Here is a 19,271-nt window from a genome sequence, read left to right on the forward strand (position 1 = left end):
CAAGCTCCCATCTTACATTAGGCACAAAGGGACCAAAATGTAGATTTAATTCGATACCCGAAATACATAGTTCTGATTATAACCTGTTATCATTTCGGGGTAAACAATTAAAAATTCAGCTTGCAGATGAAGGGTAAATATTTTGATTCTGATGCAAAATTTCAGCCGACTTGAAACTAATCTCTAAAACTTAGACATGCTGGGTGTGGTACAAAAAACATTCGCTAAAAAAATAAAACGTTAGGTTCCCTTGAATTAGTAGCTTATAAGGTTAACCCAAATAGTTGATGGATGAACCCAACGCATAATCGTGGTGTTAGTAATTGATGATCCGCGTTCTTACATCACCATCTACTGATCCCTATTGCAGGGGTTCCTTTTTTTATTTGGTTCCGCAAATCCGTTTTATGTGAAGTGTAATTTTCGCTGACAAGAATTTATGGATATATTAGAAGAGTATTTCATATGAAAATATAATGATCTTGTATTGTACGACGAATGTAATGAAAAAAAAGCAATGATTGAGCAAACCGCTTCGCTCCTACATCAACAAGCTATGGCGCAGTTTATGAAGGAAGGGTTATGGAGAAGTCATATTAAAAAGATGAGAAAAACGTACAAACAGAAGATGAGTTTATTTACAAGAGTAATTACTGAAGTGTTAGGAGAATGTGTAACAATCATCGGACAACACTCCGGTCATTATTTATTAATGAAAGTTCATAGTAAACATACAGAAAGATGGTTGATTGAACAAGCAAAACTGCAGGGGGTGGGTGTATATCCAACTAGCAGTTATTTTCGAAGAATGCCCTCTAAAGAACCTATTTTACAGCTAGGTTTTGCTAATGTATGTGATGAGAAAATTATTGAAGGTGTACATCTTTTAAAAAGAGCATGGTTTACATAAAAACCTAAATTAAAGTAAATAAGTGTCTGATCTCAATTTAGTTCTCAACAAATGAACAAAAGCTAATACTAAAATATTTTAATGCATTTTTATCTTCCTTAATAATTATATTTCCAATTATATACTTCTATATTGTGATAAAACTGAATTTACAGTAAAAGGAAAGAGTGCACCTCTTGTAACTTACAAGTATGATGATGATCGTCGTATTGAAAAGAATGTAAATGACAAAATCACACGTTACTATTACGACGGAGATAGTATTAATCCTTTATACGAAACAGATGAGAACAGTACTATTCTGCGATCTTATGTATATTCAATTGATGGATTGCGTCTGTCTATGGAGACAGGGGGGCAAACTTATTATTATCATTACAACCCACATGGTGATGTGGTAGCAATGACTGATGATAATGGAAATGTGGTCGTATCATACAGATATGATGCATGGGGGAATGCCCAAAAGCAAGTAACATCTGGACAAGTAGATATTCAAAATCCATTTACTTATGCAGGATATATGCAGGATGATGAAACAGGGTTCTATTACTTAATTGCTCGTTACTATAACCCTGAGCAGGGAGTATTCTTGTCAGCAGATCCTGATCCTGGCGACGACGATAATCCTATTACTCAAAATGGTTATGTGTATGCTGATAATAACCCAGTTATGCATGTAAATCCTGACGGACATTGGGTATGGCTAGTTGTTAATGCAGGATTTGCTGCTTATGATGGTTATAAAGCTTATAAATCAGGCAAAAGTAAAATGCAAATTGCTTGGGCTGTAGCTTCTAATTTTGCGAAGGTTAAGTATGCAAAACGAGCAGGTTGTATCTTAAAAGCAATTAACGTAAATAGCAAAGCAAGTAAGAGAGCAAATCATGGATACGAAATATATACAAAAGTTAATGGAAAAAAACAGGTGGTTAAGGTAGGAATTAGCGGAGTAAAATATCTAAGTCAGGAAAGTCATATAGGGCTACAAGACAAGCTAATAAATGGACTAAAAAACATAACAAACAGTTCTATACTAGAATTGTAAAAACAAATATGACTAGAAGCAAAGCTTTAAAATGGGAACAAGGGCATGTAAACAGAGTATATAGAGCAGGTGTGAAATTTGATCCTAGGTTTCATAAAAGACCACAACCTAATATATAAAGAAAACGAGGTGTTATAGTGTTAGATATTCATATTTATGATTGGGCAAAAAAAAGACCTAAAAAGCATTATATGCTTATACATGGTCTTCGAATTTTTGAAATGATTTTTTGTAAGAAAATGAATAATTTAGGCTTTCAACTGGAGGATATAGACAGTATATTGGTCTATTTTTTAGCAGATACCAGAAAGTCAGTAACATATGACGAGAACAAATCTTTACAAGAAGTTAATGTGTTGGTTCCTGATGATTATACGGCCTTTTTAGAGCTTAATACTGTCGAAGAGAAATACATGGAATTTTGTAGAGTTGTAAAAAAATATGTGTTACCAGTTTTACAACTCTATTCTTCGCTTTCACCCGATATAGTGGCACAATATGTAGAAGAATCTTTAGAAGAGATTGTAAAGGAAAATTATGAGAAAGTATTTTTGGTAGCTAAAACACCTAAGAAAAGTCCTAATCGCAAAAATACAGCTATTTTAAAAGGATCTCATCGTGTTTCTGGCTTTCAATTATGGTGTGAAATTTATAATGAGAAGGGTTTACGGATAGTCAATCAACTGTTGGTAGAGGAAGTTGGACATGAAGGCTTATATGCTAGGTTCCTCGGGGAATTAAAGTGGGAAAATAATGAGAGAGTTATAGTGAAATCTAAGACCAGTAGTTGGTTTCGTGTCATTGAAATCATTTAACATTCAAAGCATTAATCGTTTACTCTATAAGAAAATAACGAGGAGGTAGTTAGAATGGGAGTTTGGGAAGAAGATTTTAATAAAGAAAAGGTAATGTTGGATGACGAATCTCTAGATATTCTAACATTAGCTTTTGAAGAAGTAACCCAATTATACGAACAAAATCTAAACCGTAAACCGAATAGCGTTGAGATAGAAGCTCTACTAACGTTCTCTCTCAAACATTCTTTCGAACAAATGAATGAACAAGATCTTGTAGGTTGTAAATTGAAAACAAAAAAAAGAAAGAAAAAAAGTGGTATTGCTGGAGATGTTATAACGGTCCCCTTAAATGAAGATCAATATGTATATGGAATGATTGTGAAGGATGTACGTTATACAGAAGTTGGTGTGTATATGGAATTCTATAATATAATTACTGAAAAGCCCTTAAAATTTACCCATTTTAAAAGAACGCCAAAGGAAGTGTGTTGTACAATTTACACAGGACTACTTTTTTTAGAAGAAGGTCAGTGGCAAAAAATTGGACATATTCACTTTAATCAAGATGCGTATCAACTTCCAAAGTTTTCAGATGAGTTATTAGGCAATTACTACATTTGTGATGGGGCTGCTGAAATAAACCCTGAAATGGGGTACGTAACATACCAAGTTTCAGAAGAAGAGGCTGCGAAAGTTAAAAATCCCATGGGTCTTTTTGGAAGTCTAGCAACTGAAAACTATTTGAAGGCGGAAATTTACCACATAGGTTAAATTAATTGCAAAACGAAATTAACCTGCTATTTTAAAAATACATATTAAATAGTCTTTAACCATTCATTCTGTTCACACGTCCGTGCTATAGTTATGACGTATAGACATTTGGGGAGAGGGAGTAGATAATGATGACTGAAAAAGAGAAAATGCTAGCAGGCGAACCATATGATGCGCGTGATGAAGAGTTATTAAATACATATCATCGTGCGAAGGACCTTTTAGAAGCGTATACCCAAACAAACTCTCGTGACGGTGAAAAAAAGTTTGAGATTTTAACCAAGCTTTTTGGTTATGCAGGTAAGGGACTTTGGATTGAAAAACCGTTCTTTTGTGATTACGGTGAAAATATTTCAATTGATGAAAACACGTTTGTGAACTACAACTGCGTATTTCTTGATGACAATAAAATTACAATTGGCCGCAATGTCTTAATTGCACCAAACGTACAAATCTATACGGCCTCACACCCATTACGCGCTGAAGAGCGAATTAATGAAGGTGATCCATCTCAGGCACCTTATAAAACGTTCACAAAGCCCGTAACGATTGGCGATAATGTGTGGATTGGAGGGAGTGCCGTAATCCTTCCTGGTGTAACGATTGGTGATAATGCTGTCATTGGGGCAGGAAGCGTTGTTACAAAATCAATTCCAAGCAATTGTGTGGCAGTCGGAAATCCTTGTCGAGTGGTCCAAGAGAATCTTTAATAAATAGAAGAAGGTGTAATGTCATGAACAATGAACCTATTGTAAAAGAATATTCTCGTGAGTATCAAGATCAAGTGGTAGAATTAATTCTTACTATTCAACAAGCCGAGTACAATATTCCAATTACAAAGGGGGACCAGCCGGATTTAATGGCAATAGAGGATTTTTATCAAACTGGTAACGGAAACTTTTGGGTGGCCGTCTATAACGATAAAGTCATTGGTACCATTAGTCTGTTAGACATTGGCAACCGTCAAGTTGCGTTAAGGAAGATGTTTGTGGAGAGAGACTATAGAGGGGCTACATTTAACGCGGCAAGAATTCTATTGAATCATGCTCTTCGCTGGGCGAAAGAAAAGAGCGTAAAAGAAGTGTACCTTGGAACTACTCCGCAATTTTTAGCTGCACACAGATTTTATGAGAAAAATGGATTTGAAAGTATAGATTCGGATGTTTTACCTGAGAATTTTCCTATAATGGCAGTTGATAAGAAGTTTTATCGTTATACGGTGGATTGAACGATTTTTAGGAAAGAACACCTTACGTAAAAGCGCTCAGTTTTTTTCTGAGTGCTTTTCTAGTTATTGTGGAAAGTTGTCAATTAGCCAACACCCTTTGAGGGAATTTCATCAATCAAACGTAATTGAAAAGGCTATTACTTTAAAGGAAGTTTCCAAAAGCACAAATATGTCTAGAGGTCATGTATAGAAAGGGATCGGAAAGAAACAGCTGATAAGTTATACTAAAAATTGGAACGATATAACAAAAGAATTCATATAAAGGTGGACGTATATGCCTAAAACTGACAACATGCTAGCGATTCTATGGATGCTTCGCTCAGGTGAAAAAGTGACAGCAAAACAAATTTCGGAAAAATTAGAAATTAACATAAGGACTGTGTATCGTTATATTGATACAATTTCAACAAGTGGCGTACCTATTATTTCAGAACCAGGACATAACGGTGGATACACGTTATTGGACAATTTTATGGAAGCGCCGCTTTTTTTTGATTTTGAAGAGCAAACGTCACTCTTTCACGCTGCTGTTTTTGCAGAAGAAGCGGGATATTATGGAGGGGAAGCGCTAAATAGGGCGATTTCAAAACTAAAAAACTACTCAAATCAAGATCAGGAGACGAAGGTAAACCAACATTTAACTAGTCTTGAAGTAATAAGCCAATTAAGTTTACTCTCTACGGAATCTCTTTTGAAGAACCTGCATCAAGCTGTAGCTAACGCGTATTCAGTACAGATTCTCTACAAAAAAAGTGGGGAAGGTCAGTTAGACGATAGACTTTTCGATCCGTACAAAATTATTTACTGGAATAATAAGTGGTACGTAATTGGGTTTTGCCATCTTAGGGATGATATCCGTAGCTTTAGAGTAGACCGAATTGAACATCTACTACTAACAGAAAAGAAGTTTAACCATCCAGAAGATTTTTCAGCGCGTGATTTTTTTATGGACAATCTCCTTCCAACGATAGAAGGTAAAGAAGAGCTTATGCACTTAGTTATTCATGGAAAGGAAGGTACGCTGAATGATGTTTGTCAGCATTGGTTTTTAGGACATTATATAGTTGAACGAAATTCAACTCAAGCAGTGTTCATTCTTGAAAAAGATATTTTACATACATATATACCTTATTTACTGCTACCATACGGTAAATCTATTCAAATTATTGAACCAATAGATTTAAAGAAACGATTTATTGAAGTTCTGTCGGAATTAATAAAATTTTATGAAGGATAAAAACTTCCCTGACGTTAGCTGTCAGGGAAGTTTTATTATAATTGCGATATAAATCGTGATTAGGAGTGTTATTGGATGCAAACAAAAAAAGTTTATTTATATGTATTTCATACAATGTCAGACTGGGAATATGGATATTTAGTGGCCGAACTAAACACAGGAAGGTATTTCAAAAAAGATATACTGCCTTTAAAAATAGTCACGGTAGGAGCTAGTAAAGAAATCATTACAACGATGGGTGGCCTGAAAATAAAACCAGATATTTCTTTTAGTGATTGTACTCTTGAGAGTGAAGATCTGTTAATTTTGCCTGGAGGGACTACTTGGGGAGAAGAAATTCATCAACCAATTTTAGAAAGAATGGACGAAGCCTTAAAGATTGGAACGATTGTTGCTGCCATTTGCGGGGCAACTGACGCACTCGCCAATATGGGCTACTTAGATACTAGAAGACATACGAGTAATAATTTAGACTACACGAAAATGGTATGTCCTAATTATAAAGGAGAAAAGCTCTATGAGGGGGGAACTGCTGTCTCTGATGGGAATGTCATTACTGCATCAGGAATAGCTCCTCTGGAATTTGCTATGGAAGTACTAAAAAAATTAGATGTATTTGCACCAGATACACTGCATTCGTGGTATAACCTAAATAAAACTCATAAACCTGAATACTTCTTTGAGTTAATGACTTCAATAAATAGCTGAGCTAAGGCAGTTTCATATTATGTTTATTTAAAAACCATGCTTCAGACATAGATTTAAATGAAAAAGCCCAATTTCTCCATTCATTAAAGGTGAAGTTGGGCTTTTTAGCATTGAACATTTCTTAACGTTGATTTTTCTCTTTTAATTCTAGGTATACAGCGCCCATATCTAACTCGCCTTTACCATTTTCTTTTGCTTCACGGTAGGTTTGATTAACCGCTTCAGCAAGTGGATAGATTCCTTCCATGCGATCCACTTCATTTTTGACAAGACCTAAATCTTTGGACATAAGTTCCACCTTAAAAGCAGCCGGGAACTCTTCATTGCGATACATATCCTTTTTCCCTTGGAAAAGAGGCGTATTCATCCCTGATTGAGAAATCATTTCTAGGATTTTTTCTTTCTCTAAACCAAATTTTTCGCCTAGTAGCAGGGTTTCACCAACTCCTTGTCCAACAATACCGAGAAGGAGGTTAATGGATAGCTTCGCTGCGCTTGCTTTTCCGCTTGGACCAAAATGAATCGTTTCTTTTCCTAACACGTCAAAGTATGGTTTCAACGTTTTTACAACTTCCTCGTCGCCACCTGCTAGAACAACGAGTTGACCTGTTTGTGCTACACCCACTGATCCTGATACAGGCGCATCTACATATGTACCGCCTTTTTCTTCAATCATTTTCGCGAATTCTATTGCCTCATCTGGTGCAATGGTACTCATATTGACGATGATCTTGCTGTGAAGATCAGCTTCTAGGACACCATTATCTTCCGTTAGTACCGCCTCAATTGCTTTCGTGTTTGAAAGCATAAGGAAAATCACGTCTGATTTCTCTACAATCTCTTTCGGTGAAGCGAGTTGTACAGCTCCCGCATCAACCAAAGGCGCTGCTTTATCCGCTGAGCGGTTGTATACGTTTACGTGATATTCAGCTTTTAATAGATTTTTCGTCATTGGATTTCCCATGTAGCCTAATCCAATCCATCCTAGTGTATGTTGCATGATGTGTGTCCTCCTTTAAATATGAAGATTGCTTTGTTTTCACTATACAAAAATATCGTCTCTAAAAACAAGCAATAGCGCTTTTGACGCTGAGATCACAAAGTTCAACATTTCTTCACATCTTCTCCGTTTCATCTACTTGTTTTCAAATCCCTAATCACGTAACATTCTTTTATGGTAAAACCTTTCTTCAGAGAAAGGTGAAAACGAGACGCTTTTTTCACTGAGTTAAAATCGCTATCTAAAATAAAATGTAAAAGTAATGCTAAGAAGGGATTATGAATGAAGCAATATTGTTCTGTTATTTCAATTTGTTTAATGGTAGCTGCCTTTCTGATTAGTCGCTTGTTTTTAGGAGAAGTTAGTATCTCTCCAAGCATCGCGACGTTATCACCGTTTATGGCCTTTCCAATCTTAGGACTTCTGTTTGCTTATTTCGGATTGAATAATAAATGGCGAACGTTTGGGTTAATTGGAAATAGCTTTATTATGTTAACAGAGTTTATTTTTCCCATTGTTGTACAGATTTATTTGAGTAGTGCTTTATAAAAAGAACGTAACTTTAACACCATATACAGTTCGGTTAACTTACTAAACAGATTTCTACACATAACGTGAACGAGCACACCTTAATAGAGGAGGAGTGCTCGTTTTTCAATGAGTAGAGGAAACACAAGGAAAAGAAAATGCTTTTCGTGTAAAAGTCTGATACGATAAATACATAACCATCTATCGTATACCCGCGCGAGATGAACCTCAAAAGGAGTGTATCTACAAATGAAACAACCTCAAAAATCAGTCGATGAGATGTCACTAGACGAATTAAAGATAGAGTTTGCCAAACTACTGAAGGAAAACCCGCCCCGCAAAGTGTCAGTCGATGCGAACGGCACAATCGTTTTAGATCCAACAAATCCATTTGACAGAGAATGGTTTGACAATGATAAGGCATATGGAGGCTATGCAGAAGAAGAGAAGTGACGTTGTGCAGTCACTTCTCTTCTTGGTTTTATGGATTAAGAAACACTGGCAAATATTTTCATGAACTAAAAGAAAGAGGATATTTACCTACATCATTCTATTAGCTAAAATTCATTCATGAGTAAGGGGTTGATTTTGAGAGATCATTGTCTTTTTAATGCGTTTTAATGCAATAATGAAGATAACAACTGTACTGAATCCTGCGATTAGGAATAGACTATGATCCATTCCCCAATTTAAGATCTCTTTAAAGCTGATGATCTTTCCGACTTTATACATAACATAAGTCCATAATCCAGTATACGCACCAGCTGCGAGAAATGTTGTCAAGAGATATTGGATCAACGAAAACCCCAGTATGCCTGCTACGTAGTGTGCAGGATGGCGAAGACATGGTGTGAAAAAGGACAGCGCAATCGCCCATTTGCCATGGCGGTTAAGAAAGTTCTGTGCACGAGTAAGGTGTTTACCGTTCAAAAATCGCTGAAGAAATGGAATCGTTCGAAAAAATCGTCCTACCGCATAAAACGCACTGAACGAAACAAAAAACACGGTCCATGAAGCAATCCACATCCAAATAGGATTCACTCCATGATGATTCCAAATTCCAAGCTGTGTCGCAAGTAACACGTCATCTGATAAAGGCGTAAAAATAATGGCTATACTCATTCGAACAAACTCTATGATGTCCATATTCATTCCTCGCATTTCGTTTGTGATGATTTCAGTATAGAAAGAAATTCTTTCTGAAATATGCCGAAAAAACTTAACAATTCTTAAGTTTTTTCAAAAAGAAGTGGACGGAATGTAGACAAACAGTTGAAAAAGTAGAAACTTCTATTTATAATATATTTTTGTACTTTTGTTTTCGAAAAGTGCAGTCTAAGGGGTTTTGTAGATCCCTGCAAGTTTAGAAGTATTGTTAGTTTATCAGAAATGATAGGACTTCCTACATGCGTTTATATCTTGCAAATATAAAAACTAGTTAGGTGGTAAAAGAAATGACAGCAGTCGATGTAAAACCTTATCGAGTATTACTTTATTACATGTATGTTCCTATTGAAAATCCAGAGGAGTTTGCAGCAAAACATTTAGCGTTTTGTAAAGAGCTTGGACTTAAAGGTCGTATCCTCGTTGCAGCTGAGGGGATTAACGGTACCGTTTCTGGACCAGTAGAGCAAACAGACGAATATATGCGAGTGATGAACGAAGATCCTGCCTTCGCTCAAATGGCGTTCAAAGTGGACGAAGCAGATGGTCATGCCTTCAAAAAAATGCACGTTCGCGCACGCGACGAGTTAGTAACGCTTCGTTTAGAAGACGATATTAACCCGAATGAAATTACAGGTAAACATTTAAAACCAGCAGAATTCTATGAAGCGATGCAAGATGATAATACGGTCGTAATCGATGCTCGTAATGACTATGAGTATGATCTAGGTCATTTCAGAGGCGCGATTAAGCCCGATATCGAAACATTCCGCGAGCTTCCAGACTGGATTCGTGAAAATAAAGAAATGTTAGATGGTAAAAAGATTCTAACCTACTGCACAGGCGGAATTCGCTGTGAGAAATTCTCAGGATGGTTAAAACGTGAAGGCTTTGAAGATGTAAACCAGCTTCACGGCGGAATTGTCACATATGGAAAAGACCCAGAAGTTCAAGGTGAGCTATGGGACGGAAAATGCTACGTGTTCGATGAGCGTATTAGCGTAGACGTAAACCGTAAAGAGCATGTGGTTGTTGGGAAAGATTACTTTACTGGTGAGCCTTGTGAACGCTACGTAAACTGTGCAAACCCTGAATGTAATAAAAAAATCATTACGTCAGAAGAGAACGAGCACAAACATTTACGTGGATGCACACATGAATGCCGCGTACACCCAAGAAACCGTTATGTAAAAGAGCATAATTTAACAGAAGAAGAAGTGGCTGAGCGTTTAAGCCGCATTTAATTTTAAAAGGTTAACAAAACAGGACTTTCTTTCAATGAGAAAGTCTTGTTTTGTTTTTATAAAAAGCTTTGCACTTACGAACTAGGTTTTTAACCACTCTTTGCTTAACAGAGCATATTGAAACGTATTCTCATATTTAGGTGTTCCGTCCTCGTGTTCAGTAAATGAAATAAACTCAATAAAATATCCTTCTTGGCGCATCCCCAATCTCTCACATAGTTTTTGGGATCTGTAGTTAGTATCCTCTACGTATGCATAGAGCCTTCTTGCACCTAAATCTGTAAAAAGATACGTAAAGAAGGCTTTCACACTTTCATTTGCATATCCATGTCCTTCGTACTTAGCATTGAAATTCCAACCCACAGAATACGTATCAGGATCTTCTTTCAAATAAAACAGTTCTCCAATGAGAGAATTATCTTCCTTTAAGCATACTGCAATAAAAGAGTCATCTTTTTTTCTTTTCTCGATTGTGTTAATAGCGTCCTCTAACGTGCAAATTCTTTCTTCGAGAAAACAATTCACCCTTGGATTAGCTAAATATTCCAGAAGGTAGTCAGAATCTGCTTTGTGAAAATTCCTTAGTAGTAATCGATTAGTTTCAATTTTTCTCATTATTGATCTCCTCATTCTTTCTCTCATTTATGATCTTTAGCAATCCACTTAGCCATATCTATGATTTCCTTAACACGTTTATCGAACAACAGAAAACAACTATTTTTAGCTGTTACTTAACATCTAGTAGTCAATTGCTGTTTATGGCTACTTTCTAGTACAATGAGCATCATAAAGTATATGGTTACCGTATAGTCAAGGAGGATTTTATGGGCAAAGAGTTAGAAAAATATTTTACAACGGGAGAATTTGCGAATCTATGTGGCGTCAAAAAACAAACGCTATTTCATTATGACGAAATCGGGCTACTTTCTCCTGCAATCAAGAAAGACAATGGATATAGATATTATTCATATCATCAATTTGAAGTCTTTCAAGTAATCGCTCTATTTAAAGAATTTGGTGTTTCTTTAAAAGAGATCAAAACTCTCCTAACTAATAAAGACCCAAGAGCTACAATGATAGTTTTAAAAGAAAAAGCAATGGAAATCGAAGATAAAATTAAAAAGCTTTCTCGCTTGCAATCCGTTATTCACACGCGCTTAGCGTTAGCAGAACAAGCTGCAGAATCAGATTTCTCCTCAGTTTCATTGCAAAATTTAGAGGAAGAAAAGTTCATGATTAGTGAAAATATACTAGATGAGGCCGAACAAAAGTATACCACGGTTATTCCAGACCTTATTAACTACCTTCACCTACATAAATTAGATCAAGGTCATCCCATTGGAGCATTGCTTGCAAAAGAGCAAATTCAAAAAAAAGAGTTTTATAACTACAAGTATTTGTATATAAAAACGAAACAAAGTTCAAAACATGTAAACTATCACATACGTCCACGTGGACTATATGCTGTTGGGTATCAAAAAGGCGACGAAACGGAAAATGCTTATACTCGCATTATTCAATTCATTACCGATAACGGCCTAAAGATAGGAGAATATGCATATGAGGAATACATAATAGAGGAAGCAATGGCAGACGGAATAGAAAATTCAATTACAAGGATTCAACTTCACGTTAAGAGCTGATTACATTTCACACTACTGTCTAAACTTGTGATTTTTAAAATTATGTTTCTGTGTTGTTCTTTTTTGATCTCGTCTAAAAATGCAAGAATTGGTTAAGATGATGAATAGTTTACAATCAAAATGAGGTGAAGAGGGTTGGGAACTATCATAAAAAATCTAGACCTGCATTCTGACGGAACATGGGCTGCAATTCTCCTATCTCTTCTTTTGTTTTTCTACGCGCTTTTTATGCCAAAGCGCATTATGACCTGGAGAGAGTTTTATATTACGTTTGGAGTTGTCGGGTATGGCGCTTGGATTGCCGATTCGATTATTGGAAAAATGCTTGATCTTGTGGATTACGGAAACCCAAGCATTACGGGGATTGGGGAGTTTTTAAGCTATAGCCTGATCCCATCGTCGCTTGCAGTCATCCATTTTAATTATTTTCATACAACCAATCGGTGGATTATTGGTAGTTTATTTGCACTTTTCTCTACGCTGATTGAGTGGATTCTCATTCAAGTAGGATACGAAAACCTACACGGATGGGGCTTTTGGATATCGATTCCTATTTATCTGATCGTGTTTCTCTTTGTGCTGCCAATTCATTATCGCTTTATTCAGAAAAGATGGTGAGCTTCCGCTATGTACAGCGGAAGCTTTTTTATGATCGGTACAGTTTCCGAAACGTAGCAGGCGTCATGTGCTCGTGCTGTTTAAAAACTTTACCAAAATGACTAGGTGATTCATACCCGATTTGCTGTCCAACTTCTTGGACCGATAGCGTAGGGTCTTGAATCAGCTTTTCTTTTGCTTTTTGAATTCGTACACGCGCAATGTATTCAAACGGACGAACATGCAGCCCTTTTTGGAAAAGCAGACACGTATGCTGAACCGTCACGCCTAACACTGTGGCAAGATCTTGCAGGCTCACCGGCTCGTAATAGCGGTCGTTTATATAGGTAATAACCGGCTGCAATTGTTCAAGGTAGGGATTTCGTTTGTATGAAGGCTGCGTGTAATCCATATGCAAATGCACGAGTAGTCCATAAAGCATTTCTGAACTGACGCGCTGATCTAATCGGTGATGGGTCTCTAACTCCGTTAGCATAATCTCCATTTTTTCAATTAGGCGCTGAGGGTCGGTCAGCGTAATTTTCATGGATTGACCTAGCTTAAAATGTCCCATCATTTCACCAGCTGTTTGTCCAGCAAACGACAGCCACCACACTTCCCATCCATCCGTCAGTGGGTAATAGGCGTGGGGAACTTCGGGTAATAGCAAAAATCCTTCATTTTCGTCAATGCGAAGCACTTTTCCATCCACTTCTACAATCCCCGATCCCTTTACGCATTGAATCCATTGATAGTCCATAAACTCATTACCGCGCGTAATTTCCGTCTGATGATCCCAATGCCCAACGCTTGATACGTAAAGAGGAAGAGACGTTACGTTATTTATTAAAGCAGGAAAGCTCATTTTATTCATGTTGTCACCTCAAGTAATGTGAATATTGTTATAGTAACATGAAAATGATTGGATTGATAAGGAAAATGAAAGGGTTTACGATGTTCATATAAAGATATTTTCTAAGAAAGCGAGAGATTACTATGACATTTCAATATACACCACCTGCAAATGGATATCCGGAGTGGAACAATAACCCTGAAATTTTTCAATTAAATAGAATGAAAGCGCACGCAACGTTAATGCCTTTTTTAACCATTGAAGAAGCGTTAACGCTCGATCGAAAAAACTCTTCTTTTTATGAGTCATTAAATGGTTCATGGAAGTTTCATTTCTCTGAAAATCCTGATGCACGAGTACAGGGTTTTTATAAGACCGATTATGATGTGAGCAGTTGGTCTGACATGAAGGTTCCTGCCCACTGGCAGTTAGAAGGGTACGATTATCCTCAATATACAAACGTGACATACCCTTGGGTTAGCAAGGAAGATTTAAAACCTCCTTTTGCACCGACAAAGTACAATCCTGTTGGTCAATATGTACGAACATTTACGGTTCCAGAGCGTTGGGAAGATCAGCCTGTATACATTAGCTTCCAAGGCGTTGAATCTGCTTTTTACATATGGGTAAATGGCGAACTTGTTGGGTACAGTGAGGACAGCTTTACACCAGCTGAATTTGATTTAACACCTTATGTAAAAGAGGGGGAAAATACGCTTGCAGTAGAAGTCTATCGTTGGAGTGATGCAAGCTGGCTTGAGGATCAGGATTTTTGGCGCATGAGCGGAATTTTCCGCGACGTGTATTTGTACTCAACGCCAAACGTTCATGTATATGACCTTGAGGTTCGCAGTCCATACGATGTGAAAACAAAAAATGGTTCTTTATCAGTCAAGGCGGACGTAGTTACATCTAGTCGTTACGAAGGACAACCGCTACGCGTAGAAGCGCAGTTATATGACGCACAAGGCAAGAGCGTCTTGGATACATCGCTTCAAAACTCGTTTACGAGTGAAGGTATGATTCACCTTGAAGCATCAGTTGAAAAGCCACATCCTTGGAGCGCTGAGTCACCATCTCTTTATACACTTGTTGTGAGCCTCTGGGACGATGAGCAAGTTCTTGAAGCACAGAGCTGTAAGGTCGGGTTCCGTACGTTTGGAATTGAAGACGGCTTAATGAAAATTAACGGGGAGCGAATCGTCTTCCGCGGCGTGAATCGTCACGAATTCACCTCAAAAAAAGGACGCGCAGCCATTTCACGTGACGATATGCTGCAAGATATCCTGCTCATGAAGCAATACAACATTAATGCGGTTCGTACCTCTCATTATCCAAATGATGTCGTGTGGTATGAGCTTTGTGATGAATATGGATTGTACGTCATTGACGAAACAAACTTAGAAACACACGGCAGCTGGTCGTATGGCCAAGTAGGCGAAGGAGAAGCGGTTCCAGGAAGCAAACCGGAATGGCGTGAAAACGTTGTTGATCGCTGTCGTACGATGTATGAGCGTGATAAAAATCATCCATCGATTTTAATATGGTCACTTGGAAATGAATCATTTGGCGGAGAGAATTTTGTTCATATGTACAACTTCTTAAAAGAAAAAGATCCAACACGAATTGTTCATTATGAAGGGATTTTCCATCACCGGGAGTATGAACACGTATCAGATATTGAAAGTACGATGTACAACAAGATCGAAGACTTAGAAAAGTACGCGATGTGGAACGGCAAGAAACCGTATATTTTATGTGAATATAGCCATGCGATGGGGAACTCTTGCGGAAATCTCTTTAAATACTGGGAGTTATTTGACCGCTATCCGATTTTACAAGGCGGATTTATTTGGGATTGGCGTGATCAGGCGCTTGAAACAACAACTGATGATGGTAAAACGTACTTAGCATACGGCGGTGACTTCGGAGATACACCAAATGACGGAACGTTCTGTGGAAATGGGTTAATTTTTGCAGATGGCAAGGTCAGTCCGAAGCTTCACGAAGTAAAAGCTTGTCATCAATCCATCAAATGGTCGTTAGTTGACCTAGAGAGTCAACGTTTTCAAGTCGAAAATCAGTACTTATTTACGAACGTAAAAGATTACGAGATGAAATGGACACTGATGAAAGATGGCAAGACCGTTCAAGAGGACGTTTTATCGATTGATGTAAAACCGACTCAAACAGGAGAAGCTCACATTCCGTATACCGTTCCTTCAGAGAGAGGCGAATACGTTTTAACAGTGAGCGCTCACTTAAAAGAAGACACGTCTTGGGCGCAACGAGGGCATGAAGTTTCCTTTAATCAGTTTGTCGTTACGAAGGTTGCAGCAGATTCGTTTATAGAAGAAGGAGAAATGAACGCCTCCGAAACTGATATGGATTGGACTATTGAAGGTCCTTCTTTTACAGCAAAAGTTAGCAAGCAAACAGGCATGCTGCATTCTTATAAAGTAGAAGGCGTAGAGCGCTTAACAAAAGGTCTTCGTCCAAACTTCTGGCGTGCGCTAACTGACAATGACCGCGGGAATAAATTAGACGAACGAGCGGGCGTTTGGCGTGATGTAAAAGCGACACTCACACAGCTATCTGTGGAGCACTCAAAGCAAAAAGTAATCGTTCATACGATGTTTACCTTAGCAACGGGCCTTCCAAGCTTTTGCCGCGTTACCTATGCGTTTGATCCTACAGGAGAAGTAACCGTCACCCAAACGGTTGATGCACAAGCAGGGTTACCTGAACTTCCTGAAGTCGGTATGCTGTTTGCAATGAACAAAGAGTTTGATCAGCTTTCTTGGTACGGAAAAGGCCCGCATGAAAACCACTGGGACCGTAACAAAGGGGCGAAAATTGGCATCTATGAAGGAATTGTTTCTGAGCAGTTAACGCCTTACTTACGTCCACAGGAAAGCGGAAATAAAACAGATGTACGCTGGATGACCGTGACGAATAAGGAAGGAATCGGGCTAAAAATTAGTGGCCTACCGTTAGTCGAGGCAAATGCGCTTCCGTACACACCACTTGAACTTGAAGCACATGATCACCACTACAAACTTCCAACAAGTGATAAAGTAGTGGTTCGCGTGAACTACAAGCAAATGGGAGTAGGAGGAGATGACAGCTGGGGAGCGAAAACACACCCAGAATTCACCCTTCCTTCTGGTCAGGTGTATGTGAATCAGTTTGTGTTAAAAGGAATTTAATAAAAGGAGAAGACCAGGTCTATTCGGATTTGGTCTTCTTTTTGTTTATATGGAAAGGGAAAATATGCTAGAATATTTTAATGGTAGAATAGTTTGAATATTGAAGAGGAGACCTTATAATGGCATTTAATATGAATGTATGGAAAGTAGAAGATAACACATTAAAAGAATTACCGAAGTCTAGATTAGATAGTGAAGATCGTTTAGAAAACTGGATTGCTGCTGATAGCAGTATTACAGGCTTAGATTTATTAGTGATTGGTAAACAGGTAGTAACGTTATATGGGGGACGAATTGATTTACTAGCAATGGATTACGAAGGTAATCTCGTTATTTTGGAATTAAAACGAGATCGAACACCAAGAGACGTTGTTTCTCAAACGTTAGACTACGCTTCTTGGGTTAAGGATTTGACATACGAACAAGTCGATGCCATTGCAACAAACTATTTACAAAGAAAGTTAAGCGATGCTTTTTTCAATCGGTTCGGAGTTGATCTTCCACAAGAAATTAATCGCCAGCACAGCATGATTATTGTGGCTTCTGAATTGGATCCTTCTTCAGAAAGGATTGTGCAATATTTATCATCTCAATACAATATCAACATAAATTGTATCTTCTTTGACTTCTTTAAAGAAAAGGATCAAGAATTCCTTGGACGTTCTTGGTTAATGGATCCAGAAGAAGTCAGTGAGCGGACAAAACCTTCTAAAAGCGCATCTCCTTGGACTGGAATTTATTACGTAAATGTAGGAGACGGTGAACATCGGAGCTGGGAAGATTGCAAAACATACGGCTTTTTGAGCGCAGGTCAAGGAAAGAAATATAGAGATGCTATTCAAAAGCTTAACGTCGGAGACAAAGTAATGGCCTATTTAAAAGGTAAGGGGTATGTAGGATTTGGAGAAGTAATTTCACCCGCTCGAATGGTAAAAGATTTTACTTTGCCTGATGAAACCAAGTTATTGGACCATAGGTTGGTTCAACCCAATATTTCGAACAATCAAGATGATCCTGAATTAGCTGATTGGACAGTTGGTGTTAAATGGCTTCATTCGATCGATCGAGACAGTGCGGTGACATTTACAGGGATATTTTCCAATCAAAATGTTGTGTGTAAATTAAAGCATAAGCCAACAATTGATCACCTCGCCAAGTACTTTCCAGTCAATTCTTATTAATTCGGAAGGAGCAACACAATGCACTACGACACGATTGTCATCGGAGCCGGTTCCATGGGAATGGCAGCAGGTTATTTTTTATCCAAAAGTGGACAGAAGACGCTATTACTAGATGCGTTTGATCCTCCCCACAGTAATGGGAGTCATCATGGTGATACGCGCATCATCCGTCACGCCTACGGAGAAGGAGAACAGTATGTAGAACTTGCTCTTTACGCACAGGAGCTGTGGGAGGAGCTTGAGAAGCAAAGCGGTGAATCCTTATTTTTGCAAACTGGGGTGTTAAATGTCGGACCGAAGCATTCAGATTTTATTCAAAATATCATATCTAGTGCTAACCGTTATGATTTATCTCTCGACGTGTTGAATTCTGAGGGTGTTTCTCAGCGGTGGAAAGGCATCAAAATACCCAATGATTATATCGGATGCTTTGAACCAGCATCGGGCGTTTTAAAATGCGAGACATGTATTTCTACATATAAAAAATTAGCGGTAGAAAACGGGGCTCATCTTGCTATGAATCAGCGCGTATCTTCGGTTGAGCTCAGTGAAAACGAAGTGATGGTGAAAACGCCAAACAGCACGTATTATGCAAACTCGCTCATAATCACAGTTGGAGCATGGTCGTCCGATCTTTTATCATCAATCGGAATCAATTTGCCTCTTCAGCCGACCCGAAAAACATTTTCATGGTTTCAGACAGATGAAAATCTCTATAACGATACTACGTTTCCTGCTTTTTCATTTGTGACGACAAACGGCACTTATTATGGGTTTCCAAGTATTGATGGTGCAGGGCTGAAGGTTGGGAGACATGACGGCGGGGAACCAGTTCATCCGAGTGAATCAATGAAACCGTTCGGTGATGGTGATCAAGAGGATGTTTCAACCTTTTTAGAAACCTATATGACAGCATCCGATCATACTCTTACCTACGGAAAAACATGTATGTACACGATGACGCCTGATGAGGACTTTATCATTGATGTGCACCCAAATTATTCAAACGTTGCGATTGCAGCAGGTTTTTCAGGACATGGATTTAAGTTCAGTAGCGCAGTTGGTCACATGCTAAGTGAGCTCATTACAAATGGTGAAACGAACCAAAACATTTCACCATTTTCACTCAAACGTTTTATAAAAGGAGACTAAC

General features: G+C 38.0%; 20 protein-coding genes. 16 read left to right on the plus strand and 4 right to left on the minus strand.

Annotation, left to right across the window (positions count from 1 at the left end; genetic code table 11):
* Positions 1-517 precede the first annotated feature (517 nt).
* The 8 genes from AMD01_RS05255 to AMD01_RS05290 all read left to right on the plus strand — a co-directional run bounded on the left by AMD01_RS05255 (position 518) and on the right by AMD01_RS05290 (position 6,699).
* Positions 518-910: an aminotransferase-like domain-containing protein gene (locus AMD01_RS05255; RefSeq protein ID WP_157052626.1), complete on the plus strand. Its 393-nt coding sequence runs from the start codon at positions 518-520 to the stop codon at positions 908-910.
* 232 nt (positions 911-1,142) lie between these two features.
* Positions 1,143-1,958, plus strand: a complete 816-nt coding sequence (locus AMD01_RS05260) for an RHS repeat domain-containing protein (protein WP_483824223.1) — start codon at positions 1,143-1,145, stop codon at positions 1,956-1,958.
* Between the two features lie 137 nt (positions 1,959-2,095).
* Positions 2,096-2,773 (plus strand): hypothetical protein, encoded by a 678-nt coding sequence (locus AMD01_RS05265; RefSeq protein WP_053400366.1) that lies wholly within the window; start codon positions 2,096-2,098, stop codon positions 2,771-2,773.
* 54 nt (positions 2,774-2,827) lie between these two features.
* Positions 2,828-3,526: an Imm26 family immunity protein gene (locus AMD01_RS05270; RefSeq protein ID WP_053400367.1), complete on the plus strand. Its 699-nt coding sequence runs from the start codon at positions 2,828-2,830 to the stop codon at positions 3,524-3,526.
* A 128-nt stretch (positions 3,527-3,654) separates the two neighbouring features.
* Entirely contained in the window at positions 3,655-4,236 is a 582-nt protein-coding gene (locus AMD01_RS05275; protein WP_211263384.1) for a sugar O-acetyltransferase, read from the plus strand.
* Between the two features lie 23 nt (positions 4,237-4,259).
* Positions 4,260-4,754: a GNAT family N-acetyltransferase gene (locus AMD01_RS05280; protein WP_053400369.1), complete on the plus strand. Its 495-nt coding sequence runs from the start codon at positions 4,260-4,262 to the stop codon at positions 4,752-4,754.
* 274 nt (positions 4,755-5,028) lie between these two features.
* The gene (locus AMD01_RS05285) at positions 5,029-5,991 is read left to right on the plus strand and encodes a helix-turn-helix transcriptional regulator (protein WP_053400370.1); all 963 of its coding nucleotides are present in this window, start codon (positions 5,029-5,031) and stop codon (positions 5,989-5,991) included.
* A gap of 75 nt (positions 5,992-6,066) precedes the next feature.
* Positions 6,067-6,699, plus strand: coding sequence for a type 1 glutamine amidotransferase family protein (locus AMD01_RS05290; RefSeq protein WP_053400371.1), 633 nt, complete (start codon positions 6,067-6,069; stop codon positions 6,697-6,699).
* A gap of 121 nt (positions 6,700-6,820) precedes the next feature.
* On the opposite strand, the gene AMD01_RS05295 is transcribed toward AMD01_RS05290, so the two are convergent.
* Complete coding sequence (locus AMD01_RS05295) at positions 6,821-7,699, minus strand: NAD(P)-dependent oxidoreductase (protein WP_053400372.1); 879 nt, start codon at positions 7,697-7,699, stop codon at positions 6,821-6,823.
* Positions 7,700-7,981: 282 nt separating this feature from the next.
* Here AMD01_RS05295 and AMD01_RS05300 point away from each other — a divergent pair, with 282 nt between their 5' ends.
* Positions 7,982-8,248: a hypothetical protein gene (locus AMD01_RS05300; protein ID WP_053400373.1), complete on the plus strand. Its 267-nt coding sequence runs from the start codon at positions 7,982-7,984 to the stop codon at positions 8,246-8,248.
* Between the two features lie 228 nt (positions 8,249-8,476).
* Complete coding sequence (locus AMD01_RS05305; RefSeq protein WP_053400374.1) at positions 8,477-8,680, plus strand: hypothetical protein; 204 nt, start codon at positions 8,477-8,479, stop codon at positions 8,678-8,680.
* 111 nt (positions 8,681-8,791) lie between these two features.
* Here AMD01_RS05305 and AMD01_RS05310 read toward each other — a convergent pair whose 3' ends face one another.
* Entirely contained in the window at positions 8,792-9,349 is a 558-nt protein-coding gene (locus AMD01_RS05310) for a DedA family protein (protein ID WP_169775935.1), read from the minus strand.
* Positions 9,350-9,681: 332 nt separating this feature from the next.
* On the opposite strand from AMD01_RS05310, the gene trhO reads away from it, so the two are divergent.
* Complete coding sequence (gene trhO, locus AMD01_RS05315; protein ID WP_053400376.1) at positions 9,682-10,635, plus strand: oxygen-dependent tRNA uridine(34) hydroxylase TrhO; 954 nt, start codon at positions 9,682-9,684, stop codon at positions 10,633-10,635.
* Between the two features lie 81 nt (positions 10,636-10,716).
* On the opposite strand, the gene AMD01_RS05320 is transcribed toward trhO, so the two are convergent.
* Positions 10,717-11,250 carry a GNAT family N-acetyltransferase gene (locus AMD01_RS05320; RefSeq protein WP_053400377.1) on the minus strand — a complete coding sequence of 178 codons (534 nt, stop codon included), beginning with the start codon at positions 11,248-11,250 and terminating at the stop codon, positions 10,717-10,719.
* Between the two features lie 209 nt (positions 11,251-11,459).
* Between AMD01_RS05320 and AMD01_RS05325 the strand changes: the two genes are divergently transcribed.
* A complete protein-coding gene (locus AMD01_RS05325) occupies positions 11,460-12,278 on the plus strand; it encodes a MerR family transcriptional regulator (RefSeq protein ID WP_053400378.1) in 819 nt (272 codons plus the stop codon).
* 135 nt (positions 12,279-12,413) lie between these two features.
* Positions 12,414-12,896: a hypothetical protein gene (locus AMD01_RS05330; RefSeq protein WP_053400379.1), complete on the plus strand. Its 483-nt coding sequence runs from the start codon at positions 12,414-12,416 to the stop codon at positions 12,894-12,896.
* Positions 12,897-12,924: 28 nt separating this feature from the next.
* On the opposite strand, the gene AMD01_RS05335 is transcribed toward AMD01_RS05330, so the two are convergent.
* Entirely contained in the window at positions 12,925-13,749 is an 825-nt protein-coding gene (locus tag AMD01_RS05335; protein WP_053400380.1) for an AraC family transcriptional regulator, read from the minus strand.
* Between the two features lie 122 nt (positions 13,750-13,871).
* Here AMD01_RS05335 and lacZ point away from each other — a divergent pair, with 122 nt between their 5' ends.
* The 3 genes from lacZ (at position 13,872) to solA (ending at position 19,270) form a co-directional block, all read left to right on the plus strand.
* Positions 13,872-16,937: a beta-galactosidase, LacZ type gene (gene lacZ, locus AMD01_RS05340; protein ID WP_053400381.1), complete on the plus strand. Its 3,066-nt coding sequence runs from the start codon at positions 13,872-13,874 to the stop codon at positions 16,935-16,937.
* A 119-nt stretch (positions 16,938-17,056) separates the two neighbouring features.
* Positions 17,057-18,118 carry a PDDEXK family nuclease gene (locus tag AMD01_RS05345; RefSeq protein WP_053400382.1) on the plus strand — a complete coding sequence of 354 codons (1,062 nt, stop codon included), beginning with the start codon at positions 17,057-17,059 and terminating at the stop codon, positions 18,116-18,118.
* Positions 18,119-18,136: 18 nt separating this feature from the next.
* Positions 18,137-19,270, plus strand: coding sequence for an N-methyl-L-tryptophan oxidase (solA, locus tag AMD01_RS05350; RefSeq protein ID WP_053400383.1), 1,134 nt, complete (start codon positions 18,137-18,139; stop codon positions 19,268-19,270).
* Position 19,271 lies beyond the last annotated feature (1 nt).

Source organism: Priestia koreensis (assembly GCF_001274935.1).
GTDB lineage: Bacteria > Bacillota > Bacilli > Bacillales > Bacillaceae_H > Bacillus_AG > Bacillus_AG koreensis.